Consider the following 15,541-nt stretch of genomic DNA (forward strand, 5'->3'; position numbering starts at 1 on the left):
GACGTGTACGTCGCCGTCCAGGACTACCTGGACGAGGACCTCTCGCACGCCCGCCGCGACGTGACCTCCGAGTCGATCTTCGGACCCGAGCACAAGTCCACTGTGGCGGTCACCGCGCGCGCCGACGGCCTCCTCGCGGGGCTCCCGGTCGCGCACGCGGTCTTCCACGCCATGCCCGGCGACGTCGAGTTCACGTACCTCGCCAAGGAAGGCGCGCGCATCCGCGCCGGGCAGGTCCTCGCCCGCGTCTCCGGCCCCACCCGCTCGCTCCTCGCGGCCGAGCGCACCGCGCTGAACCTGCTCTGCCGCATGTGCGGCGTCGCCACCCACACCCGCCGCTTCGCGGACGTGCTGGCCGACTGGCACACCACCGTCCTCGACACCCGCAAGACCACGCCGGGCCTGCGCGCCCTGGAGAAGTACGCGGTGCGCGCCGGCGGCGGCGACAACAAGCGCATGGGCCTGTACGACGTGGCGATGATCAAGGACAACCACAAGGAGGCGGCCGGCTCGATCAGCGAGGCCTTCGCCGCCGTCCGCTCCGCCGAGCCCGAGATCGACATCCAGGTGGAGGTCGAGTCCCTCGACGAGGCGCTCGAAGCGGTCGCGGCCGGGGCCGTGTTCCTCCTGTGCGACAACATGAGCCCCAAGGAGCTCGCCGAGGTCGTGGAGTCGGTGGGCGACCGGGCGGAGCTCGAGGCGACCGGGCGCATCAGCCTCGACAGCGTGGTCGACTACGCCGCCACGGGCGTCGACTACATCTCGGTCGGCGCGCTCACCCACTCCTCGCCCATTCTGGACATCGGACTCGACTTCGAGGAGTAGACCGTGCTGCTGTGCGTCGACATCGGGAACACCAACACGGTGCTCGCCGTGTTCGAGGGCGAGACCCTCAAGCACTCGTGGCGGATCCGCACGGACCCGCACGCGACCGCCGACGAGCTGGGGCTCACCTTCCGGGCCCTCCTCGACGGCGACGGCGTGGACCTGAGCGGCATCGCCCTGTCGTCCACCGTGCCCCAGCAGGGCGCGGAGGTCGCCAAGATGGTGCAGCGGTACTACCCGCACGCGCACCTCGTGCAGATCGCGCCGGGCATCAAGACGGGTGTGCGCCTGAGCATCGACAACCCGCGCGAGGCCGGCCCGGACCGGATCGCGAACACGCACGCGGCGTTCCACCTGTACGGCGGGCCGTGCATCACCGTGGACTTCGGGACCTCGACGAACATCGACGTCATCTCGGCCACGGGCGACTTCCTCGGCGGCGCCTTCGCGCCCGGCATCGAGATCTCGATCGACGCCCTCGCGTCCCGCGCCGCGAACCTGCTCAAGATCCCGCTCGTCAAACCGCGCAGCGTGATCGGCAAGAACACGGTCGAGTGCCTGCAGTCGGGCATGGTCTACGGCACCGCGGCCCAGGTGGACGGCCTCGTCCGCCGCATCACCGAAGAGCTCGGCACCACGCCGACCGCGGTCGTCGCCACGGGCGGCCTCGCGCCGGTCGTGATCGAGCAGTGCGAGACCGTGACCCACTACGAGCCGAACCTGACCCTCCACGGCCTGAGGATGATCTGGGACCGCAACGTTTGACACGGGGCTCAGGACTCGCACCGCTCCGACCGGGCGTCACTGCTGCGGCTGCTCCTCCTGCTGCGGCTGGGGGTCCTGCGTCGCGGCGGGGGCGCCCTTCATGCCGCCCTTGGCACCGCTCATCGGGTAGCCGCCGATGATCTCGGACAGGCTCCTGCCGCCGGTGACCGAGTGCCCGCCCACGGACGTCGGCGGGATCACCTTGTCCTTGTAGATCGGCCTGAGGCCGCCGGTGCCGGGGATGTTGCCGGAGCCGAACGGGCTTCGCAGCGTGTCGTAGATCGTCTTCTGGTTGGCGCTCTGCGTGTGCGGCATCCTGCCGCCGAGCCCTTTGACGTTCTTGCCCGCGTTGATCAGGGCTTCCTGCTGATCGAGCATCTTGTTGTGCTGGGCGATGTTCTTGCCGGCGCTCTTGACGTACCCCTTCATCCCGAAGTTCGTGACCGCCTTGCCGGCGTCGTCGAGCGAGCCGGCGAGCTGGGGGAACCGGCCCGCGAGCTTGGACATGGCGTTGCCGAGCTTGGCGAAGTGCGTCGAGATCTTGGCGATGAGGACCATCGCGTCCGCGATGACTCCCGAGATCATCGCCGCGAACGACCCGCCGAAGGTGAACCACGAGGCGGCCAGGGCCGCGAGCGCGTACATGATGGCACGCGACACGAACTCGCAGATGAGCTCCAGTACCAGTGCGCGGGTGACCGCGGTCCAGATGCCCATGACCTCCATGTACTTCGCGATGCTCCCGGCGGCGGAGCTCCCGGCCCGGATCGCGGCCTCGAAGTCGGTGATCTTGTCCCGGTAGGCGTCGGCGGCGTCGCCGACCCAGTCGGACACCGTGGCCGCGTCGCCGATGAGGTCGGTGGCCGCCTGGTCCAGCGCGGCCTCGATGTTCTTCCAGGTGTCCTTGGTGGCGTTGATCGAGACGGGGTCGCCCGCCAGCACCTCGAGGAAGTCCCGGAGCGGCCCGACGTGTTCGATGAGGAATCCGACGCCGGCCTTCATGAATCCCATGAGAGGGTTCATGACCATGCCGAGGACGTCCAGGGCCATGACCGTGCCGTTGAGGCCCTTCTCCAGGTCGGTCTCGGAGTTCGCGAGGAGCTGGGCGCTGTGGAGGGCCTTCGCACCGGTGAACGTGCCGGCGCCGGGTACGGCCTTGTCGGGGTCGACGATGAGGTCGTTCATTGCTGCTCCGTCTCGCTGGTGAACTCGTTGAACATGGCGGCGACCTCGCCGTCGTTGTCGTGGTACGCCTCGCCGGTCTGCTTGATCCGGTTGGCGAGCTCCTCGGTGCCCTCCTGAGCTTTTCCGATGGCTTCGGTGGCCTTGCCCGCCAGGTCGGCGGCGCCGCCCGCGAACGGCAGGTTGACGATGCCGAAGTCGAGGAGTTCGCCGAAGCCCTTCTGCTGGGCGGCGTCGAAGGCCTGCGCCACCGGGTCGACCACTTTGGACTTGATGCCTGCGGCGTGCGCTTCGAACGCTTCCGCGGAGGGGATGTCGATGCGGTCCTGCACGCGACTACTCCTCGGGGTGACGGTTCGCGCGGGCCTCTTGGACGATCGCGCTGTCCTCGCCGAAGACATCCGAGAGGGCCTGGGTGGAGTTGCTGCCGGCCTGGATCGCGGCCTTGTCGTAGGTCTCTTTGATCATGGCGGCAAGGGTTCTCGGGGTCAGGGTCTGCGCTTTGCTGCTGAGGTGGATCTCCTGGAGCACGCCGCCGAGGCCGACGGTGATGCGCACCTCGCCGTCCGCGGATCTGGCGGTGGCCGTGGCCGCCCCCAGCGCCTCGTCCAGTGAGGACGCCTTCTCGACCATGGTGGCTATGCGGCTCTCGAACTCCCGCATGAATCCTTCTGGATCTTCGAACACGGAGGGCATGCTTCCACGCGCCTTTCTCGAAACGAGCTTGCAACGGCGTGAACGTAACCGCCCATGGTTACAGGTTGGTGCGCCTCGCGGCCCTTCTGGACGAAGCTGCGGGTTCCGGTCCAGGTGGATCTGGACCTATCCCATCGGATTCTTTATAGAACTGCAACGGCCGCACCGAGATCGCGTGCCGGGACCGCCGAGCGGCCCCGGCACCGGACCGGGCCTGGGGCCGTTGTTGGGCGACCCCAGGCGGCTCCGTTCACTCCTCAGGGCGCCCGAGGATCCAGGTGGTCATGCGCTTCCTTGCGTAGTGGACGAGGTGTTCCGGGTTGGCTCTGAGCCAGTGGTGGCGGCTCAGCTCGTAGGCGAGGGCGGTGTACAGCGCCTGGCTGTGGCGTTGCTCGGCGAGCGGTGCGGCGAGGTGCGGTTCGCCGTACAGCGCGCGGATGACGGCTTCGACACCGAGGTGGTCGGGCGGTGGCATGGTGCTCTTACAGGCGTGCCGGAGCTCGGTCATGAACGCGCCCAGGCGGTCGTAGTCGATCGGGCCTGCCCCGAGCCCGGCCCCGGGCCCGAAGCGGTATTCGAGAACGACTGCGACGGCGGCGAGGAGGTGTTCGGCGGCGATGCCGTGGTCCTTCGCCTGGAACTGCTGCCGGAGTTTCGCGGCGGTGTCGATCTTGCCGGTGACGAGGGCGGTGAGGTGGGTGCGGTGGAGCGCGTCGGGTGTCATGCGTCGGTTCCTTCCTCGGCGGAAGTGGCTGGCACCTGCTCGTGCCTCGCCGGGTTGAGCTCCGGCGAATCGAGGGCTTTGCCGAGGAGATCGTCTCGGGCTTCTTTGACGAGGTCGAAGAGTTCGTCCAGTTCGGAAGCGCTCAGCTTCGGATCGGCGAGTTCATCGATGACGGCCCACATGTAGGCGGCCTGCTCGGTGTGCGGGATCTCGGTGAGCAGGACCGATTCGGCGGTGACGGCCCGGATCATGGCCTCGGCGCGCAGCGCCTCGAATGGACGCTCCGGTCGGTAGTGCTTGTCATGCAGGCGTTTGGTGAGTGCGGCGAGGTCGGCCGGGTCGGGTTCGCAGCCGAGTTCTTCGACCACGAACTGGGTGAAGAGTGTCAGCGTGAACAGCAGGTGGCTCATGCGCTGCTCGTCGCCGATGTGCGCGGCGAGGCGGGCGGTCTCGATGGTGTCGCCGGTGAGGCGCGCGGTGGCGTGGGCGCGGAACAGCGCCGCGCTTTCGGTGTGGTTCATGGTCATCCTTCGCATTCGCGTTGGGCTGCTCGCCATATGTCGGCCGCTGCGCGTTTGAGGGTCGCGGCCTGGCCGGGCTGTCGGGCCCAGTCGAGGTGGTCGAGTTCGGTGACGTGGAGTTCTGTTCTCATGGCATCGCCTGCGGTGCCGTCGAAGCCGGTGAGGAACCCCAGGATCGGGGGCAGATGTTCGGGGAAGGTGATCCACAGTCTCGGGATCGCGTACAGCACCCCGAACTGCACGCGCCTCCCGGCGATCTCCGCTTCGCCAACGGGCGTGAGCCCGCCTGGGTCGATCCCGGTGAACGAGCGGACCGGCAGTGGGATCTCCTTCAGCGCCTGCGCGTATCGGGCCCGGACCTGGTGCGGCGCGAGTCGGCCTACGCCCATGCCGCACCACCGGGCGCGTCGGCACGGGCCATCCGCAGTGGGGGCGCTCCAGTGCGGGCGCGCTGCGCTCCGCGCACCGCACCGGCGAAGCGGGCGGTCCGGGCCGCGAGCACCGCGTGCCGGTCGGGCCGCACCGCCTCGGTCAGCCTGGTGCGTTGGTCGGGAGGCGCCGTGTCGGTGTCGCGTGGCTTGGGTCGGTGGCGGAGGAGCCCGGTGATCAGGCGGATCCCGCGTGCGATCCGTCCGATGGTCGGCCCGCATTCGCGTTCGATCGCGGCCGGCGAGCGGTGGGCTGCGGCGAGATCGGCGGACTTGTCGATGAACCGGTCCCAGGCGTCTTCGCGGAGTTTTTCGAACCGGTGCGGGGGCTCTTCGGGAATGCCGGTCGTACGGCGATCGGCCTGGCGGGGCAGGTGAGGTCGGCGCTGCGGACGGGTCTGCGATGGCGAAGATTCATGGAACGGTTCGCGCGCTTCGGGTTCGGACCGGGACCAGGGTTGAGGACGGGGCGACTGCTGCCGATGCGGACGCTCCTCCGAAACCGCCGACTGCCGAGACGGCGGTTCGGGAGGGTCGGTGTCGTCGCGGCGGTTGTCCTCGCGCGCTTCGCGCTCGCGGGTGGTGCGGGTTCGGCGGTCGTAGAGCGCTTCGGCGTGCTTGGCCCACTCGGCTTTCTCGGGTTCCTCTTCGGTTTCCCACCAGGGGATCGGGTCGGGGAGCTCGTCGCGGCGGTGACGTCCGGTGCGGCGGTCGGGGAACCATTCGGGAGAGCCGAAGGGACCCGGGTCGAGGACGTCGTAAGGCCGGTTGTTGTCGATCAGCCAGTCATCGCCTGGCTTGTGGCGCAGATGCATCGGCTCGTAACGGGGGCTGGACGGGTCGGAGTCGGGTGCGTCCAGGTCGCAGAGATCGGGTCGGGTTTGGTACCGGTAGGCGCCCGGGGTCAACGGGTCGGGGGACCCGTCGGCGAGGTAGGGGCGACGGTTCGCCCAGTCGTAGAAGCCGTCCGCGTCGGCGAACAGGCCGGGGTTCTGCGGGTGCGGGAATGCGCGATTGTGGCGCGGGTCGGGTGAGATCGGACCGGCCTTGCCGGGAGTGAACCCGGGGACGAAGTCGGTGGCGGACTCTGATGTGTGGGAGGGATCGGTGGCGGTGTGCTCTGCGATGAGGTCGGGCCCGCTTGCGACACAGCCTTCTGCAAGGTCGTATCCGCTGGAGACGGGGTTCTCCGCCTGATCGGAGCGGTCGGTGAAGCGCCCGGATCGGTCCGCGCGGAATGCGCCTTGCTGGGAGCGGCCAGATGGACCGGAGTCTTGTGGGCGAGCGTCCGAGTCGGTGGCGGGATCTTCGTCGGCGAGAGCGCGGAGGCGCTTGCGCCACTTGAGGGTGAGGTCCGATTCCGGGCCACGGTCGAAGCCGCCGGCCGGGGCTGGACGGGAGTAGATGGTCGAATCGGCGGTCATGCCGGAGGTGGGTTCACCGGTGGGTTCGATGGTGTGGTCGGGATCGAACCGCCGGGAATGGCTGTTTTCAGGTACGCCGGAATAGCGTATCGTCGTAGACGACACAGAAGGCTCGCTTTCTGTTGTTGGCCGCCCGGTGGAATCAGGATTGGTAGTCGGAGACCACCGGGCGGCGTTTATATTCTGGCCTATCAATCAAGGCTGGTGTGATCTGGATGCTTCGTAACAAGCTCCGTTCGAGACGTAAGAACCTGGCCCGCATGAGATTGCGAGTGCCGGTCCTTCGATGATGACTCACCAAAAACTTACGTGTCAACTTACGACACAAAAGCGTCTAGAAGTTTTTGAAAACATAAGGGGGACAAGGGCAAAGCCCTTGTCCCTTGCCGTCTAAACTCTTGATAGCGACTAGGTTGCGCTACTCCACTGCGTCGCGAGCGCTTCGGCTTCGGCAAGATAAATGTCAAGCTGCGCCTGCATCGGCGCGGACTGGGTGACGATCTTGACGATCGTTGAGATTTGCACGCGATACTGGTCCGCAGCGGCAATGTCATCGGCGAGTTCTTCTTCGCCGTAGAGCGCGCGGATCAACGCCTCTACTGCGAGGAAGTTCATTTTCGGAGTCGCATTGCGGTAGTCGTAACGCATCTCGTTCACAAACTCATCGATCTGATCCCGCGTAGGTGCCTCGCCAAGCCGGACCTCGAGCGCTCCAGGACTCGTACCGCTCTGTGACCTCGTAGATCGAGGTCGTGACACCGTCATAGTCCCTGGAAACCCCGACATCGTTCCCGGGCGAACCCCAGGCGATGCGGTGGGTTCGTAGGCTTGGGCCATGCCCTTGCGCCCCCTCGCCTTCTGGATGCTCCGGGTCCTCATGCGACGCGGAGACGCGCGGAGCCGGCGCTCTGAGGACCCTGCGCCCAAGCCGCCGTGGCGGCCCCGCCCGATCCGGACCTGGGTGCTTCTGGTCGTCTTCGCCCTCATCCTGCTTGGCGGCTGGTGGTACTACGACCTCCAGATGGCCGAGATCGAGGCGCTGCGCACGCCCGGAGACGCCCAGGCCGACCTGGAGATCGCGAAGATGCGGCTCGAAACGGTACGCGCGACGCTCACCGTGGCGGCCGGCATCGGCGCCGCCTCCGCGCTCGTGCTGAGCTTCAGACGGCAGCAGCACGACGAGTTCCACAGCACGCAGCAGCGGATTACCGAGCTGCGTATCCAAGCGGTGGAGCAGCTCTCGTCGGACAATAACGCGACCATCCGCATCGGCGGCCTCTACAACCTCGAACGCCTTGGCGAGCAGCACGAGGAGCTGCGGCAGCTCGTCCTAGACGAGATCTGCTCCTATCTGCGCCGTCCATTCGACGCAATGACGAGCCCGCCTGCCGATCCCGAGCGTGAGGTGCGCGCCTTCGCGCAGGAGATCCTGCAACGGCGACTCAAGCGCCGACTCGGCCGCCGGAACTACTGGAGCCACAATCGCCTCAATCTCACCGGAGCCTCACTGCGCCTCGTCGACTTCAGCGGTTGCCGCCTCCGGAACGTCGATTTCACCGGCGCCCGCTTCCGCGGCTCCACGAAGTTTCGGGGCACCTGCTTCGATGGGATGACCTGGTTCACCGGGGTCGTCTTCGAGCAGTCGGTGTCGTTCTCCGATGCGAGATTCGAGGACCAGGTCGATTTCGAGGAGGCCGTATTCAGCGCCGACGCCGACCTCAGCCGCGCGATGTGGTTCGGCACGGCTTGGTTCGCGAAGGCGCGGTTCGTCGAACGCGTGGACTGCTCGCTGGCCGAGTTCCGCAAGCACCTGGAGTTCTCCGGGGTCTCCGTTGGTGGGGAAGCGAACTGCAAGGGAGCGGTGTCCCACGGTTCTGCGGATCTCAGCAGGTCAACTTTCACGGGCGCGGCCGAATTCGGGTTCGCGCGGTTCGTGGGCACGACGACGTTCGAAGAAGTCGTCTTCGGTGGCCGCGTGGATTTCGATTCCGTGGCGTTCGGCAGCTGGACGAGCTTCGCACGGTCCGCCTTCAGGGGCGGAGCCAACTTCGATGGTTCGGTCTTCAACGGGGGCAGCGTGTACCGCGAATCGGCGTGGCACTCGCGAGCGAGCTTCCTCATGGCGCGCTTCAACGCCACCGTCGACTTCGCGGGTTCGGTGTTTCTCGACGACGTCTCACTGAACGGTGCCCTGCTCCGCCGGGTGTTGCACGACCAGTCGCTGCCGGGCCAGTACCGTCCGGTGGAGACCTCGAAGGGCTTCCGGTTCTTGTGGACGGTCAAGCGCGACGGCAGCGAGCCGGTCATTCCTCAACGCAGACCTGTGGACAGGAAGCGGCAGTCCGGCCTCGAAGCAGTTTGAGGCCGCGTGACCTTAGGCGGCCGGGCCGTTCACCGGGCCGTGGGCCAGGTGGACGCTCTTCGCGCCGCCGCGCATGCGGATGCGGCGGGCCAGGGCGACCGCGTGCTTGACGTCGGTGGCCAGGAACAGGACCGTCGGGCCCGAGCCGGAGACGTGCGCGGCGAGGGCGCCTTCTTCGAGGCCGCCGTGCATCAGTGAGGCCAGTTGGGGGCGCAGGCTCACGGCGGCGGCCTCCATGTCGTTGATGAGCAGCCGCGCGAGGTCGTCGGCGCTCGCGCCAGCCTCGAACGCCTTCACCAGGGGGCCCACATCGGAGGAGTATCGGCCGATGCCGTCCTCGCGGAGGCGGTCGACCTCCTTGTAGCACTCCGGGGTCGAGATCTGCGTGTCCGTCGTGGCGACCACCCAGTGCCAGGTGCCCTTGGCGGCCACCGGGGTCAGCTCCTCGCCCCGCCCGGAGCCGATCGCCGTGCCGCCCTTGAGGCAGAACGGCACGTCAGAGCCGAGGCCCGCGGCGAGGCGCTCCAGTTCGGCGTCGCCGATCTCGACCTCCCACAGGCGCGCGCACGCGATGAGCGCTCCGGCCGCGTCCGCCGAGCCGCCGGCGAGGCCGCCGGCGACGGGGATGCGCTTGGTCAGGTGCAGCTTCACGTCCGGTTCGATCCCGGCGTACAGGGCGATGAGCTTCGCGGCCTTGTGGGCCAGGTTCGCCTCGCCGGTGGGCAGCGTCGCCGCGCCCTCCCCGGAGATGGTGATCTCGATGCCCGGCTCGCCGCGCCGCTCGGCGGTCACGGTGTCGTGCAGGCTGATCGCCTGGTACACGGTGGACAGTGCGTGGTAGCCGTCCGCCCGGGCGTCGCCCACGCCGAGGTGCGGGTTGATCTTGGCGGGCACATCGACGCTGATCTGGGCGCCCGGCTGGGCTGGCGCGGTCTGTCCGGTCATTCAGGCCTCCTGAGACGGTGCGGTCGCGCCCAGCGCCTCCTTGGCGTCGGCGAGGGCGATGAACTCCGCTATGTCCAACGATTCACCCCGCCTGGTGGGTTCGATTCCCGCCCGATCGAGCACGGCGTCCACGTCGGCGCCGACCCAGGCCTTCAACGACTGGCGCAGCATCTTGCGCCGCTGCCCGAACGCGGCGTCCACGGCGCCGAAGACCTCGACGCGGTTCGCGTCGGGGCTCTCGATGCGCTCGAACGCGACCAGGCCGCTCGCGACGTTCGGGACCGGCCAGAACACGTTCGGCGAGACCGACCCGGCGCGCCGCGCCTTCGCGTACCAGGCCATCTTGACGCTGGGCGAGCCGTAGATCTTGGAGCCCGGCCCGGCCGTGAGCCGGTCGCCGACCTCGGCCTGGACCATGACGAGGCCCTTGCGGAGGCTCGGGAAGTTCTCCAGGGCGTGCAGGACCACGGGCACGGCCACGTTGTACGGCAGGTTCGCCACGAGCGCGGTGGGCGCCTCGGGCATCTGCTCGGGCTTGATCCGGGCGGCGTCCGTCTCGATGACGGTGAGCCGCTTGTGCTCCTCCGGCGCGCGGTGCTCCACAGTGGTGGGCAGGGCGAGGGCGAGCTTCGGGTCGATCTCGACGGCGATCACGTGCCGCGCCACCTCGATGAGCGCCAAGGTGAGCGATCCGAGACCGGGGCCGACCTCCATCACCACGTCGTCCGCGTCGAGCTTGGCGACGTTGACGATGCGGCGCACCGTGTTGGCGTCCACGACGAAGTTCTGGCCCCACTTCTTCGTCGGCGAGATCTGCAGGCCGCGCGACAGGGACCTGATGGCGCTTGAAGTCAGCAGCTTCGCCATCAGCCCTGGCCTCCCGCGAGCAGCGGTTCGAGCACGAGCCCGGGGTAGTCGTTCACGATCGTCTGGATGCGGTACTTGTTCGGCAGCGCCACCAGGTGCGCGCCGTCGCGCGGGCGGGTGAAGACCTCGACCCCGGGCGCAGTGCGAAGCCGCTGCGCGCCTTCGGCATCGGTGAGGCGCGCGAGCTTGAACGGCAGGTTGTTGATCGTCGCGGGGACGTCGAACTCGGCCTGCAGACGCGCCACCGTCACCTCGAACTGGAGCGGACCGACCGCCGCGAGCACCGGCGTGGCCTCGCCGCGGCGCTCGGAGTAGAGCACCTGCACGACGCCCTCGGCGTCGAGCTGCGCGATGCCGCGCCGGAACCGCTTCGCCTTCGACGTGTCGTGCATCTGGAGCGCCCCGAAGTGCTCGGGCGCGAACGCCGGCAGCGGCGGGTACTCCACCGCCTTGCCCGCATAGATCGTGTCGCCCACTGAAAGACCGGTCGCGTTGACCAGGCCCACGATGTCGCCCGGCCAGGCCTCGTCCACAGTGTCCCGCGCCGAGCCGAAGAGCGTCTGCGCGTACTTGGTCGACATGGTGCGCTTGCCCTGCGCCTGCGTGACCTGCATGCCGCGCTCGAAACGACCCGAGCAGACGCGGATGAACGCCAGCTGGTCGCGGTGCGACGCGTTCATGTTCGCCTGCGACTTGAAGACGAACCCGGAGAAGCCGTCCTCCAGATCGCGCGGACTCCCCTTGGCGTCCTCACGCGAGAACGGCGACGGCGCGATGTCCACGAGCAGGTCGAGGAGCTGGCCCACCCCGAAGTGGACGAGGGCCGCCCCGAACAGGGTCGGCGTCGTCTGCCCGGACTCGAAGGTCTTCGGGTCGAAATCCGCCTCGACCTCGCTCAGCAGCTCCGACTCCTCTTGGGCGCGTTCATAATCGGGCCCGAACTGGGCCATCGCCGCGTCCTCGTCCAGGAACTCCGCCGTGGCCAGCTGCTGCCCGCCCGGCGAACGCTCGTAGCGGACCATGCCCGGCACCTGCGGGCCGACCGCACGACGCCCCCCGGTCTCGTCCCCGAACCCCACGCGCTCGATGACGCCGCGGAACTCGCCGCCTACGCCCACCGGCCACGTCACCGGCGTCGGCTTGATGCCGATGCGGGTCTCGATCTCCTCGATGAGCTCCAGGGCGTCCTTCGCCGGGCGGTCCCACTTGTTGATGAACGTGATCACCGGGATGCGCCGGGCCCGGCACACCTCGAAGAGCTTGAGGGTCTGCGGCTCCAGGCCCTTCGCGGCGTCCAGGAGCATCACGGCGGCGTCGACGGCGGTGAGCACCCGGTAGGTGTCCTCGGAGAAGTCGGCGTGGCCGGGGGTGTCGAGCAGGTTCACGACGCAGCCGCGGTACTCGAACTGCAGCGCCGCCGAGGTGATCGAGATGCCGCGGTCCTGCTCCATCGACATCCAGTCGGAGACCACGCCCTTGCGGTCGCCCTTGCCGTGGACGGCGCCGGCCGACGAGATCGCCCGCCCGTACAGGGCGAGGGCCTCGGTGATCGTCGACTTTCCGGCGTCGGGGTGCGAGATCACCGCGAAGGTGCGGCGGCGCGCGGCCTCGGCCGCGATATGGCTGGACATGGATTCCTCAAGGTTTCGAAAAGCGAAGCGGGCCCGACCCTCAACGATAGCCGTGAACGGCGACACGACCCGGCTGCGCTACCCCGCGAGCTCGGCCTTCACGATCCCGGACACGAGCTTGCCGTCCGCGCGGCCCGCCGTCTTCGGGCCGACCGCCTTCATGACCTTGCCCATGTCCCTCGGACCGGCGAAACCGCCCTCGGCGATCGCCTCGCGCACCAGCTGCGTGACTTCGGCCTCAGTGAGCTCGGTCGGCAGGTACCGCTTGATCACGGCCTCCTCCGCGAGCTCGGCCTCGGCCGACTCCTCGCGGCCCCCCGAACGGAACCCCTCGGCCGCCTCGCGCCGCTGCTTGGCCTGCTTGACCAGGACCTTCACGACGTCCGCGTCATCGAGCTCGCGAGGGGTCTTACCTGCGATCTCTTCGTTCCGGACCGCCGTGAGCACCATCCTCAGGGTGCCCAGCGTCACCTTGTCCTGCGCCTTGAGGGCGGCTCTCATATCGGTTTCCAACCGGGTCTTTAGCTCGCTCATGACTCGACAATCTACCGTTGGGGTATGAAGATCAGCCGTGGACTAGCCGCAGCAGCCGGGATCGGGGTCGGCGCCGGGGCGCTGGCACTCGCCTACGCCTCTCTTTACGAGCGCGTCCAGTACACGCTCCGCCATTTCGCGGTGCCCGCACTGCCCGAAGGCGCCGAGCCGATTCGGGTGCTGCACATCTCCGACCTGCACATGACGCCCGGGCAGGTGCGCAAGGCCCACTGGGTCGCGTCCCTCGCCGCGCTCGATCCGGACCTGGTGCTCCTCACCGGCGACAACCTCGCCCACCCGGACGCGATCGACCTCGTCACCAGGACGCTCCGGCCGCTGTTCCGCGCGCCGGGCGCGTTCGTGTTCGGCTCCAACGACTACTACGCGCCGGTGTTCAAGAACCCGCTGCAGTACTTCAACCCGAACCACGAGCACAAGTACGGCGCGCCGCTGCCCACAGAGGAGCTGCGCAAGGTGCTCGTCGACGGCGGCTGGCTCGACCTGAACAACGCCGCCGCCGACAAGGTCGTCTCGGGCCTCAACGTCCACTTCGCGGGCGTCGACGACCCGCACTTCGACCTGGACGACTACGAGCTCGTCTCCGGGCCGGTGCCCGCGAGCGCCGACCTGTCGATAGGCCTTACGCACTCGCCGGAGCCGCGCGTGCTCGACGAGTTCGCCCGCGACGGCTACGACTTCATCGCCGCCGGCCACACCCACGGCGGCCAGGTCTGCGTCCCCGGCTACGGGGCGCTCGTCACCAACTGCGGCATCGACCGCGAGCGCGTGAAGGGCCTGCACCCGTGGGAGGACACCTGGCTGCACGTCTCGGCCGGCCTGGGCACGAGCCCGTACGCGCCGGTCCGCTTCGCGTGCGCCCCGGAGGCCAGCCTGCTGACCTTCGTGCCGAAGGCCTTCTAGCCGCTTGACGCGAGGCGCGCTTCGGGCCCGGATGTGACCGGGCCCGAAGCGCCCCGCCCCCGCTCGATGGGGGTCGGCGCCCTCAGGTAGCATTTCCAATCGACACGAACGCCCAGCGTGCGTGAAAATAGAACATCGGGTTGTGGCGCAGCTTGGTAGCGCACCTCGTTCGGGACGAGGGGGTCGCAGGTTCAAATCCTGTCAACCCGACAGATGAAACAGCAGTTCAGGGCCGGTCTCCCATCTTCGGGATCCCGGCCCTGACTGTGTCTACAGCAGCGATTTACAGCAACGCTAGTCCTCGGACTCAAAACTCTCGCTCAGCTTCCGCAGCGCCTCCCTGGTGGCCTTGTCAGAGGCCTGCGCGTAGACCTCCATGGTCATCTTGAAGTCCGAGTGCCGCATGATCGCCATGATCACGCGAGGGTGAACGTCGAGGTCCACCAGCAGCGAGCTACAGGTCCGCCGGGCGTCGTGCACCGAGATCCGGGGGAGGCCGGCTGCCTCGAGATGGTTGACGAAGTACCGGTGAAAGTTGCGCGGCTCGATCGCCGTCCCGTACCGAGTGGTGAAGACCAGATCCGAGTCATGCCAGACATCGGCCTTCGCCCGGTCCCGAAGCTGCCGCTCCCGACGCTCCCGCAGCGCCTTGACGCACAGATCAGGCATCGGCAGGGCGTTCTCGGACTCCTCGGTCTTGGCCTTCCTCTTGTGGATCAGTTCGCCCATGACCCGCTGGAGCTGCCACTGCGGCTCAAGAACGCCCTCGTCGAGGTCGAGGCTGTCCCAGGTCAAGCCGAGGACTTCGCCTTTGCGCAGGCCCATCGCGAGGACCAGCAGGTACGCCGCGTAGTGCGGATCAGGGCGGACGTGTTCGAGGAACCGCCGAGCCTCATCGGTGCCCCACGACTTCTTGCGACGCTTGCGCCCGCTAGGCAAACGGATCTGCATGGCCCGGTTCACCGACACCAGCTCATCAGTGACCGCCTGCGACAGCGCCGAGCGCAGCACCGTACGAGCGTCACTGATCGACCTGGCGGACAACGCCTTTCGACAGCACTTGCCCTTCGCACAGCACTTGTGCGGCGTCCGCAGCTCATCAACGCCCTGCTGACAGCACTGACACACCGTCGCGAGCTTGTTCGCCCACTGCTGGATATCCCGCGCTGACAGCCGATCGAGCTTCTTCTTACCGAGCCACGGCACGATGTGCAGCCGAATGAACCGCTCGTACCCGTCGTAGGTCTTCGGTTCCCGGTTGGGCCTGATGACCTCTTCGAGCCAGGCGTGCAAGTACTGCTCGACGGTCTTGGACTTGGTCTCGACAGCACCGCGCGCGGCGGCCTGGTGGAGATCGAGCCACTTGCCGTGGACCACCTCACGGGTTGGGCCGTAGACGTACTTGCGCTTCTTCACGCCCGCAGGGGTCGTGACCCACACGTAGGCGGCGTACCCGTTGCCATGTGGGTAGATCGAGCCTTCCCCGTTGCCCCGCTTGCTCATGCCGCACCCACATAGTCGTCCTGGCGGGCGAAGCCCTCGACGTATTCCTCGATCCATTCGGGCAGGACGCGGCGGTGGCCGCCGACCTTGACCGAGCGCAGCTCGCCGGAGGCGATGAGCATCTTGACCTTCGAGACGCCGAAGCCGAGGACCTCGGCGGTCTGCCTGGTGTCGTACCAACGCGGTTTGAGTACCGTGCTTCCTTCCATCGCA

General features: G+C 68.0%; 18 protein-coding genes and 1 tRNA gene. 5 read left to right on the top strand and 14 right to left on the bottom strand.

Features of this window, described 5'->3' with window-relative positions; translation table 11 throughout:
• The first annotated feature begins 3 nt into the window (after positions 1 to 3).
• Together nadC and QWI33_RS28495 are read left to right on the top strand one after the other, a co-directional pair.
• Positions 4 to 825: a carboxylating nicotinate-nucleotide diphosphorylase gene (nadC, locus tag QWI33_RS28490; protein ID WP_289960084.1), complete on the top strand. Its 822-nt coding sequence runs from the start codon at positions 4 to 6 to the stop codon at positions 823 to 825.
• Positions 826 to 828: 3 nt separating this feature from the next.
• On the top strand, positions 829 to 1,590 hold the full coding sequence (locus tag QWI33_RS28495) for a type III pantothenate kinase (protein WP_270118170.1): 762 nt from the start codon (positions 829 to 831) through the stop codon (positions 1,588 to 1,590).
• A 36-nt stretch (positions 1,591 to 1,626) separates the two neighbouring features.
• Here QWI33_RS28495 and QWI33_RS28500 read toward each other — a convergent pair whose 3' ends face one another.
• From QWI33_RS28500 to QWI33_RS28535, 8 genes are all read right to left on the bottom strand, one after another.
• Positions 1,627 to 2,775 carry a hypothetical protein gene (locus QWI33_RS28500; protein WP_289958754.1) on the bottom strand — a complete coding sequence of 383 codons (1,149 nt, stop codon included), beginning with the start codon at positions 2,773 to 2,775 and terminating at the stop codon, positions 1,627 to 1,629.
• Positions 2,772 to 3,104: a type VII secretion target gene (locus QWI33_RS28505; RefSeq protein ID WP_289958753.1), complete on the bottom strand. Its 333-nt coding sequence runs from the start codon at positions 3,102 to 3,104 to the stop codon at positions 2,772 to 2,774. The genes QWI33_RS28500 and QWI33_RS28505 overlap by 4 nt, the downstream gene beginning before the upstream one ends.
• Before the next feature lie 4 nt (positions 3,105 to 3,108).
• Positions 3,109 to 3,435 (bottom strand): YbaB/EbfC family nucleoid-associated protein, encoded by a 327-nt coding sequence (locus tag QWI33_RS28510; RefSeq protein WP_289958752.1) that lies wholly within the window; start codon positions 3,433 to 3,435, stop codon positions 3,109 to 3,111.
• Between the two features lie 283 nt (positions 3,436 to 3,718).
• Complete coding sequence (locus QWI33_RS28515; RefSeq protein WP_289958751.1) at positions 3,719 to 4,192, bottom strand: hypothetical protein; 474 nt, start codon at positions 4,190 to 4,192, stop codon at positions 3,719 to 3,721.
• Complete coding sequence (locus tag QWI33_RS28520) at positions 4,189 to 4,713, bottom strand: prolipoprotein diacylglyceryl transferase (protein ID WP_289958750.1); 525 nt, start codon at positions 4,711 to 4,713, stop codon at positions 4,189 to 4,191. The genes QWI33_RS28515 and QWI33_RS28520 overlap by 4 nt, the downstream gene beginning before the upstream one ends.
• Before the next feature lie 2 nt (positions 4,714 to 4,715).
• Positions 4,716 to 5,102 (bottom strand): hypothetical protein, encoded by a 387-nt coding sequence (locus QWI33_RS28525; RefSeq protein ID WP_289958749.1) that lies wholly within the window; start codon positions 5,100 to 5,102, stop codon positions 4,716 to 4,718.
• The gene (locus QWI33_RS28530; RefSeq protein WP_289958748.1) at positions 5,093 to 6,760 is read right to left on the bottom strand and encodes a hypothetical protein; all 1,668 of its coding nucleotides are present in this window, start codon (positions 6,758 to 6,760) and stop codon (positions 5,093 to 5,095) included. Before QWI33_RS28530 ends, QWI33_RS28525 begins: the two co-directional genes overlap by 10 nt.
• A 213-nt stretch (positions 6,761 to 6,973) precedes the next feature.
• Positions 6,974 to 7,222 carry a hypothetical protein gene (locus QWI33_RS28535; protein WP_289958747.1) on the bottom strand — a complete coding sequence of 83 codons (249 nt, stop codon included), beginning with the start codon at positions 7,220 to 7,222 and terminating at the stop codon, positions 6,974 to 6,976.
• Positions 7,223 to 7,526: 304 nt separating this feature from the next.
• Here QWI33_RS28535 and QWI33_RS28540 point away from each other — a divergent pair, with 304 nt between their 5' ends.
• Positions 7,527 to 8,927 (top strand): pentapeptide repeat-containing protein, encoded by a 1,401-nt coding sequence (locus QWI33_RS28540; RefSeq protein ID WP_289958746.1) that lies wholly within the window; start codon positions 7,527 to 7,529, stop codon positions 8,925 to 8,927.
• Between the two features lie 12 nt (positions 8,928 to 8,939).
• Here the strand turns inward: QWI33_RS28540 and QWI33_RS28545 are convergent, their stop codons facing one another.
• The 4 genes from QWI33_RS28545 to QWI33_RS28560 all read right to left on the bottom strand — a co-directional run bounded on the left by QWI33_RS28545 (position 8,940) and on the right by QWI33_RS28560 (position 12,904).
• Complete coding sequence (locus QWI33_RS28545; protein WP_289958745.1) at positions 8,940 to 9,872, bottom strand: 4-(cytidine 5'-diphospho)-2-C-methyl-D-erythritol kinase; 933 nt, start codon at positions 9,870 to 9,872, stop codon at positions 8,940 to 8,942.
• On the bottom strand, positions 9,873 to 10,739 hold the full coding sequence (rsmA, locus tag QWI33_RS28550) for a 16S rRNA (adenine(1518)-N(6)/adenine(1519)-N(6))-dimethyltransferase RsmA (protein WP_289958744.1): 867 nt from the start codon (positions 10,737 to 10,739) through the stop codon (positions 9,873 to 9,875).
• Complete coding sequence (locus QWI33_RS28555) at positions 10,739 to 12,370, bottom strand: peptide chain release factor 3 (protein WP_289958743.1); 1,632 nt, start codon at positions 12,368 to 12,370, stop codon at positions 10,739 to 10,741. The genes rsmA and QWI33_RS28555 overlap by 1 nt, the downstream gene beginning before the upstream one ends.
• Before the next feature lie 78 nt (positions 12,371 to 12,448).
• A complete protein-coding gene (locus QWI33_RS28560; RefSeq protein ID WP_289958742.1) occupies positions 12,449 to 12,904 on the bottom strand; it encodes a GatB/YqeY domain-containing protein in 456 nt (151 codons plus the stop codon).
• A gap of 24 nt (positions 12,905 to 12,928) precedes the next feature.
• On the opposite strand from QWI33_RS28560, the gene QWI33_RS28565 reads away from it, so the two are divergent.
• Positions 12,929 to 13,825: a metallophosphoesterase gene (locus tag QWI33_RS28565; protein WP_289958741.1), complete on the top strand. Its 897-nt coding sequence runs from the start codon at positions 12,929 to 12,931 to the stop codon at positions 13,823 to 13,825.
• 136 nt (positions 13,826 to 13,961) lie between these two features.
• Positions 13,962 to 14,035, top strand: a tRNA-Pro gene (locus tag QWI33_RS28570).
• Between the two features lie 84 nt (positions 14,036 to 14,119).
• Here QWI33_RS28570 and QWI33_RS28575 read toward each other — a convergent pair.
• The gene (locus tag QWI33_RS28575) at positions 14,120 to 15,328 is read right to left on the bottom strand and encodes a site-specific integrase (RefSeq protein WP_289958740.1); all 1,209 of its coding nucleotides are present in this window, start codon (positions 15,326 to 15,328) and stop codon (positions 14,120 to 14,122) included.
• Positions 15,325 to 15,537 carry a helix-turn-helix domain-containing protein gene (locus QWI33_RS28580; protein ID WP_289958739.1) on the bottom strand — a complete coding sequence of 71 codons (213 nt, stop codon included), beginning with the start codon at positions 15,535 to 15,537 and terminating at the stop codon, positions 15,325 to 15,327. Before QWI33_RS28580 ends, QWI33_RS28575 begins: the two co-directional genes overlap by 4 nt.
• Between the last annotated feature and the right edge of the window lie 4 nt (positions 15,538 to 15,541).

It is taken from the genome of Glycomyces tritici (assembly GCF_030403505.1).

Coding starts and splice junctions, on each gene's coding strand:
- QWI33_RS28555 (WP_289958743.1), bottom strand. CDS start 12,370: ATGTCCAGCCATATCGCGGCCGAGGCCGCGCGCCGCCGCACCTTCGCG.
- QWI33_RS28560 (WP_289958742.1), bottom strand. CDS start 12,904: ATGAGCGAGCTAAAGACCCGGTTGGAAACCGATATGAGAGCCGCCCTC.
- QWI33_RS28580 (WP_289958739.1), bottom strand. CDS start 15,537: ATGGAAGGAAGCACGGTACTCAAACCGCGTTGGTACGACACCAGGCAG.
- rsmA (WP_289958744.1), bottom strand. CDS start 10,739: ATGGCGAAGCTGCTGACTTCAAGCGCCATCAGGTCCCTGTCGCGCGGC.
- QWI33_RS28565 (WP_289958741.1), top strand. CDS start 12,929: ATGAAGATCAGCCGTGGACTAGCCGCAGCAGCCGGGATCGGGGTCGGC.
- QWI33_RS28515 (WP_289958751.1), bottom strand. CDS start 4,192: ATGACACCCGACGCGCTCCACCGCACCCACCTCACCGCCCTCGTCACC.
- QWI33_RS28525 (WP_289958749.1), bottom strand. CDS start 5,102: ATGGGCGTAGGCCGACTCGCGCCGCACCAGGTCCGGGCCCGATACGCG.
- QWI33_RS28575 (WP_289958740.1), bottom strand. CDS start 15,328: ATGAGCAAGCGGGGCAACGGGGAAGGCTCGATCTACCCACATGGCAAC.
- QWI33_RS28510 (WP_289958752.1), bottom strand. CDS start 3,435: ATGCGGGAGTTCGAGAGCCGCATAGCCACCATGGTCGAGAAGGCGTCC.
- QWI33_RS28500 (WP_289958754.1), bottom strand. CDS start 2,775: ATGAACGACCTCATCGTCGACCCCGACAAGGCCGTACCCGGCGCCGGC.
- QWI33_RS28520 (WP_289958750.1), bottom strand. CDS start 4,713: ATGAACCACACCGAAAGCGCGGCGCTGTTCCGCGCCCACGCCACCGCG.
- QWI33_RS28545 (WP_289958745.1), bottom strand. CDS start 9,872: ATGACCGGACAGACCGCGCCAGCCCAGCCGGGCGCCCAGATCAGCGTC.